The organism is Microvirga sp. GN3 (assembly GCF_055792825.1).
Window position 1 is genome coordinate 1 of record NZ_JBVVAK010000270.1, and the last position, 6314, is coordinate 6314.

The 6314-nt window shown below is 58.3% G+C and carries 5 protein-coding genes; 4 read left to right on the top strand and 1 reads right to left on the bottom strand.

Annotated features, from left to right (window positions below):
- The first annotated feature begins 111 nt into the window (after positions 1-111).
- The 4 genes from ACS5Q1_RS45910 to ACS5Q1_RS45925 all read left to right on the top strand — a co-directional run bounded on the left by ACS5Q1_RS45910 (position 112) and on the right by ACS5Q1_RS45925 (position 5524).
- Positions 112-798, top strand: coding sequence for an IS6 family transposase (locus ACS5Q1_RS45910; RefSeq protein ID WP_473104459.1), 687 nt, complete (start codon positions 112-114; stop codon positions 796-798).
- Between the two features lie 218 nt (positions 799-1016).
- Positions 1017-1391, top strand: a complete 375-nt coding sequence (locus ACS5Q1_RS45915) for a hypothetical protein (RefSeq protein ID WP_473104460.1) — start codon at positions 1017-1019, stop codon at positions 1389-1391.
- A gap of 1935 nt (positions 1392-3326) precedes the next feature.
- Positions 3327-4700, top strand: a complete 1374-nt coding sequence (locus ACS5Q1_RS45920; protein WP_473104461.1) for a hypothetical protein — start codon at positions 3327-3329, stop codon at positions 4698-4700.
- A gap of 602 nt (positions 4701-5302) precedes the next feature.
- Entirely contained in the window at positions 5303-5524 is a 222-nt protein-coding gene (locus tag ACS5Q1_RS45925) for a hypothetical protein (protein ID WP_473104462.1), read from the top strand.
- A gap of 151 nt (positions 5525-5675) precedes the next feature.
- Here the strand turns inward: ACS5Q1_RS45925 and ACS5Q1_RS45930 are convergent, their stop codons facing one another.
- Complete coding sequence (locus tag ACS5Q1_RS45930; protein ID WP_473104463.1) at positions 5676-5849, bottom strand: hypothetical protein; 174 nt, start codon at positions 5847-5849, stop codon at positions 5676-5678.
- Positions 5850-6314: the final 465 nt, after the last annotated feature.

A 6314-nucleotide genomic window follows, 5' to 3' on the forward strand; every position in this document is an offset into this window, starting at 1 on the left:
GCGAAGCGGCCGTGCGCACCGTCGTCGATACGGCTCGGCTCACGCCAAGTGTCACCGTCTTCGGCACCATTCTCGCTACCGTCAGCGCCTGAAACCAGCCTCAGCAACGGCGTGGGTAATTACTTTCCGGCTGAGGTCATCCTGCTGTGCGTGCGCTGGTACTGCAAATATGGCCTCAGCTATCGCGACCTGGCCGAGATGATGCAGGAACGCGGTGTCGCCGTTGACCCATCCACCCTCTTCCGTTGGGTTCAGCGCTACGCGCCGGAGATCGAGAAGCGGATCCGACTCTACCAGGGACCTCGCTCAGGTTCCTGGAGGGTGGACGAGACCTATGTCCGCGTAGGCGGCAACTGGAAATGCTTGTTCCGGGCGGTCGACAAGCACGGTCAGTTGATCGCCTTCATGCTGTCCGATCGCCGCAACACCCGAGCCGCTTACCGCTTCTTGCGTAAAGCCATCAAGGCGATGAGCAACTACCCGCCATCATCCATCACGACGGATAAACTGGCGTCGTATGCCAAGGCCATCCTGCGCCTGCAAAATGAAGGGCTGCTGTCGAATGATGTGGAGCACCGTACCTCGAAATACTTGAACAACATCATTGAGGCGGATCATGGTGCGCTCAAGCACGTGATCCGTCCGACACGCGGCTTCCAGACAATGAATACCGCCGTCGCGACCCTGAAGGGTTTTGAAATCATGCGCATGATCCGCCGCGGTCCTTGCATCCAGCGGGAACCTCGAGCGACAGGTGAAATCCGCCTCGTCAATCAGCTCTTCGGTCTTGCGGCCTGAGCGGTCTGTTGAACGGGGTTCGTTATGCCCTTTTCAAGTTACTGCAACAGTGCCGGTCCGTTAGCGTTGTGTCTAAAGCCGCCTACCCCTGATACCTCTTGCGCCAACTAAGTTGGCTACTCTTAAGGGTGCACATCAGATCATTAGGATATTGGTCCTGCCAGTCCCAACAGCCAAGATTACTGTAGCTGTCTCCTGCGTGTTTGGGCGATGACAAGGTGCAACCAGAAGATCCATTTCCAATTGAGTTCTTGGAGCGGCGTGCCCAAGAGAGCATTCTTGCAGAGTTCGGCGGTCGCCGCCCGTCCGTTGCAGAAGTGGCAACCCTCTCTGAGGCCTCTCTGCTGAAGCTTTCAGGGGTTGGACCTTTAACCGTCAGGAAGATCCTTTTAATTCTCCATGACAAGATGCGATCTACACTCACCTCCGAGGTCACAAGGCTGAGCGATGCGGAGTTGCTGTCGGAGCATGATCGTCAACTGACCAAACTCAGCGAACTGCGCGATGAGTTTAAACGACGAGAACATGAGTTCAAGCGGCGGTTAAGCGCGATTCGTCTTGAACTTCGCGTGAGAGGTCTTTCTCCAAAATGAGGATGCCCATCAATGAGCGCATCCCTCTATTCAGAAGACAAGAATGAACTATCAAACCCTGAGATCAAACAGCAGGAGCAGATTCGCTTTCGCAAGCCAGCAACCTACCCGCAGTGGGTACCCCTCATCGCCTTATGCCCGCCTTGCTCGCGCACGCTGGGGCAATAATCTGATGATACCGACATCGCTTCGTCGTGCCTGCAGAAGCGTGACAGTAGCGGGTAGTCTCATGAGTGAGCGGAGCCATCTAGTCCCGACTGTGCAGTCCTCTCTTGCTGCTCTGTTCTTATTGGTCTTTACAGTTGCGCAGATCGGAAAGGGGGCAGCACTCGATGTGGGAGTAAGCGGAAGTGCTGTTGGTCTGGGTGCAGGAGTGAGCGCTGACGTTGGACCTGGCGGGCTCAGCGCCGGAGCCGGCCGCAGCAGCGGAGGCATTGGAGCCTCTGCCAGCGGCAACCTTGGCCCGAGTGGTGTCGGGGGTGGCGCTAATGCGGGTGCGGTCGGAGCCGCGGCCAACGCAGGTGTCGGATCCCACGGGCTCAGTGCAGGCGGAGGGATTAGCACTGGAAGCCGTGGGGCTTCGGTAGGTGGCGGCATTGGCCCGAGTAGCATTGGCGGTGCACTGGGAATCGATGTTGGCGCAGCCGGGGCGACCGCTAACGCGGGTATTGGAGCAAATGGTATTAGCGCTGGGGGCAGCTTGAGCGGCGTAGGCAGCGGGGCCAGCTCTCGGGGCCCCGGTGGCGGAGGGGGACTCGGCCCAGGAGGCAACGGAACGCCTGCTGGCGGCAGCATAAATTCTGCAAGCCCTTCACCCAACGGAAGCGCAACTTCTGGAGTAAGGCCCGATGGTACAGGGGCATCAACCTCACTGAACGGAGCCAATCTGGACCAGCGTACACCATTCGAGGCACGAACCTCAGGATTTCTCGCCAGCGTTGCTCCCACCACACTTGCAACATCGTCCTTAGCAGGGACAGCCGTTCCAAGGGCCTTGTTGCCAATTGAGACTGGCGGAGGCGATGGCGGATGGTTCCGGAGCATATACCTGTTCCAACCTCTACAAGCCAAACCCGGTACGTCGCTGAGCATTGTTCAATCCTGCCGGAACGCACTTGTTTCAGGCGCCGTGCGCTATGGAGCCATGCACGTTGACGTCGCCAGCGCTGGACGTACCGCCCGTCGGAAGGGTGGCGGCTTTTCAGCGCCCGTTGAAGCGAGGATCCTGTTTCAGCGAGGCAATCACGTGCAGGTTCGGCAAGCGCGGATCACGTGCCGCTTGGATCAAGCGGGCCGCGTCACCGCGATGTATTAAGGCGCAGCCTACGACAGTGTTGCGGTTGATGGAGTGGTTATGGTCCAGCGTCCTGATGCATACGCCCTCTTTCTGAGCATCCTTTGATCGAGAGGCTTAGAATTACGAACGGGCCTGAATTGTTGGATATTCTCTTAGCTTGGTCTCTGGATTCCTTCGTTTCTTCGTCGTGGAATGTCCAAGTCAATTCAGTACTCCGCCAACACTACACCTGCCAGCGACCTTTCCAGAGGGCTCCCATGATGCCACAGCGCAGTTGGCCTTCAGGCACCTCAGACCACAGCCAGCGCGTACCGATGGGGCGATGCAGTTGGCGGCGCATTATACCCACGGTAGTTGCTGTAGGTGTGCTTGTGTACTCTTCGCACGGTCTCGCAGGTGACGAGATTGGCGGGGCCACTCCCCAACTGGCTCAGATTGGAGACGACCAGGCGCTAGATCTTGCACAACCAACACCTCGTTCGGAGGAGCAGGGCTCTGCAAGATTGCCTCATGCGGAACCATCGCAAATGCATTGGGCCTCAATTATCCAGGACCTTATGTCGGACCCTGAAAGAACCCGGCTCGCTACCGATGTTGGAGAATTGCTGCGGCAGGGAGATTTGACCGGAGCACGGCAGATGCTCGACGCTGCTGTAAACCTAGGAACGTTCGCCATAATCATCGATGACAGAATTCAGGATCCAGAACTACAGAAGCTGCTTCAGGCTATAGCACAGGAGCGGCAAGGCACACGCTTTCCCCAAGGGCTCGCAGCCGACGGGAATCGAGCAAATCGGGATAACCCAGGCGAACCGGGCGGAGCCGCGGAAAGAGAGCGGGTACGTGCCGAAGCAGCGCAGCAGGAGCTGCATGCTATGCAAGGAGAACTCGCAGCTTTAAGGGGGAAGGAAGCCAGAGTAGCAGAGCTTGAGCATGCACTGGAGCAGGAAAAAGGACGGACTGCTTCAGCCATGCAAGACTTGAGCCTCGTGCGTGACCAACTTGCAGCAATGACGCAGAACGCCACAAGAGCGGCGGACGCGAGAGACGAGCATGCCCGAGAGGTAGAGAAGGGTAAAGCTGCACTGTCGGAACTGACGGCAAAACTGACAGAAGCGCAAGAGCAACTTGCCAATCTTAAGGAGAGGCAGGCAGAGGCAGCTGAGTTTCGACAAGCTCTTGAGCGGGAAAGAGATGCAGTAAAGTTTGCGGCCCGTGAAATCGAGTCTCTGAGAAGAGAACTCGTCACGCTCCAGACAAGCGGAGTTAGCTCTACCGGAGCGGTAAGCGCAACCGTGCAAGAGAAAGAGCGAACAGATGCCACATCCCAGCAGTTGAAAATCGTGCAGGAGCAGCTCTCTGCTCTCCGAGCGAGCGAGATCAAGATGCAGGACGAGTTAAAACAAGGGAGAGGACGCAGCGCTTCGGCCATTCGCGAGTTGGAGGCTGCCCAGAGAGAAATGTTAGCTCTGAAAGTCCAAGCAGCAAGCGCTGCTGCAATCCAGAATGCGCTTCACCAGGAGAAAGAGAAGACCGCTTCCGCACTCCGTGACGTGCACGCTTTGAAGAGACAAATCGCGGAATTAGAAGCCCGCACAGAATTCGTACCGGCTGCATTGCTTTTCCAAGTCGCTCCTGCCATGCTTGAGCCTTCAATCCATACATTCCCAGGTGGCGCTAAGCCAAGCAGCGGATCTGGTCCGGAGGGCGGTGTTTCCCAACGTAAGGCTCGGCGGGCGTCTCTCTCTCCCCAGGTCGAGACGGAGCGCAAGTTGTCCGATGAAGCAACGGTGCAGGCCCGCCGCCGCAGTCCGCCACTAAGATCCGTTGAGAAATCGGTCAGGTCGCCCTCCAGAAGCCCTAAGCCTAGTGAAGCGGCAGACAGAGACACTGTCGTTAAGCTGAAGCGCTCCCCTCGCGTACCGGCTCGCGCGACTTCCGCGCCTGAGCCTCTTGCTCCGGACCTGCCCGCGATCCTACTGCCCGTCGATGGGCTTTGGGCGCTCTACTAGATCTGAAAATTCATTGAAGACGTCCTCTCCACTACCGAACGCTCAGCGGGATGAAAGGGAACTCACTGACAAAAGGCTTTGTGGTCACGCGACACCATACCGTGAAGAGGGTGATGGCTGAGGCTCATCAAGGGGCAACGGGCACAAGTAGAGTCCACCATGGTGCTCCCCCCTGTTCAGCCGGCGAATAGACTCAAAGGTATCGTCATCCTGAATTGTCAATGACGGCGCACAGAGAAGCCACAATGCCAGTCAGTAATCGAATGCTGTTGGTGCGCGGGGTATACAACCGGGGCAAGACCCTCAGCAGTTGCGAGAGCGCAATCCAGTTGGCGGCGGGCCTCGTAGGCTGTTCCGGCCGGCACTTCTACGGGGTTATCCTCTCGGCCAAGTCTGTGAACATGGCACCTTTGAGAAACAGACCAGCATGAAACCCGTCCACAGAGACCCGCGCAAGCGCATGTGTCCAGAGGAAGCATCAGGAGGTGCCATGCTTCGGATATCCCTTGTTTCAGTCCTCACCATTGCATTACTGGCGGCTCAGCCTGTCTTCGCCAAGGGCGGAGGTGATAGAGGTAACGCCGGAGGCGGAGGGCACGGCAATGGCAGCGGCGGAAAAGGAGAAGGCGGACAAAGCAACGGAAATAGTGGCAGCAAAGGGAATGGCAACAGTGAAGGCACCGGCCATAGCGGCAGTGGTGGGAATGGCAGGGGCGGCGGTGGGGGCGCTGAAGGTCGCGACAGTCAGGGCAACGGGAGCAACGGAGGCGGGGCTGGGGGAGCTAGTAACCAAGGCAATGCTAACGGCGATGGATCCGGTCTAAACAATGGAAAGAGTGGAAGTGGCCGAGGCAGCGGGGGCACCGGAGGTGGAATCAGTCAGGGCATCGGGAACAATGGAAGTGGTACACAAGGCAATGCAGGCGGAGACAGCACTGCTGCCAGAGGCGCCCGGAGCAACGGGGGTACAAGCGGTCAGACGAGCAACAGCAGCAGCGGAAAACCCGGGAAAGCATCCGCTCCAACATCTACATCTGCAGCAACACATACGACAGGCACAGCAAGTCCGCGAGCAACACCAGCTGTTTCGATGCCAATGACTGTGATACCAATGTCGACATCGCTCAGAGTCCGCGGCACCAGCGCCATTTTGACTCTGCCACCCACTCTTGTGCCCCGTCTTGAGGCATCGGAATCTGCAGTTGGAGACTTTGAGGAGTTCCTGGTCCGACGAGCCGGCGTCGCGGGTCAAATTGTCCGGGTCTGCCGGACTTCCATTGTGACGGCAGCGCTGCCCTATGGAGCTGTGCGGGTGGACGCAGCGGGCGCCGGGCGGACGAGCAGCACGCAGGACGGAGGGCTCATGGCTCCTATTGACGTGAGAATTGTTTACACCCGGGCGAATGCACGCCAAGTCCGCCAGTCTCGCATTTCATGCCGGCTCAATGCGTCGGGCGCAGTGGTGGCTCTCCGCTGATGGCTCCGTTGCATTACTGATGCGGCTTGAGTGATCTTGAAATTCGAAGCCCGTCGACCCAGGTGGGCGGGATGAAGCATGTGGACATGCGCAAGCTGCCGGCAGCAGCGCAAGAAGAGCGTCGGCGGCAGGTGATC

Bases quoted from the DNA above. Each gene is read 5' to 3' on its own strand.
- ACS5Q1_RS45920 (WP_473104461.1), top strand. From the start codon at position 3,327: ATGCTCGACGCTGCTGTAAACCTAGGAACGTTCGCCATAATCATCGAT.
- ACS5Q1_RS45925 (WP_473104462.1), top strand. From the start codon at position 5,303: ATGGCAGCGGCGGAAAAGGAGAAGGCGGACAAAGCAACGGAAATAGTG.
- ACS5Q1_RS45930 (WP_473104463.1), bottom strand. From the start codon at position 5,849: ATGGCGCTGGTGCCGCGGACTCTGAGCGATGTCGACATTGGTATCACA.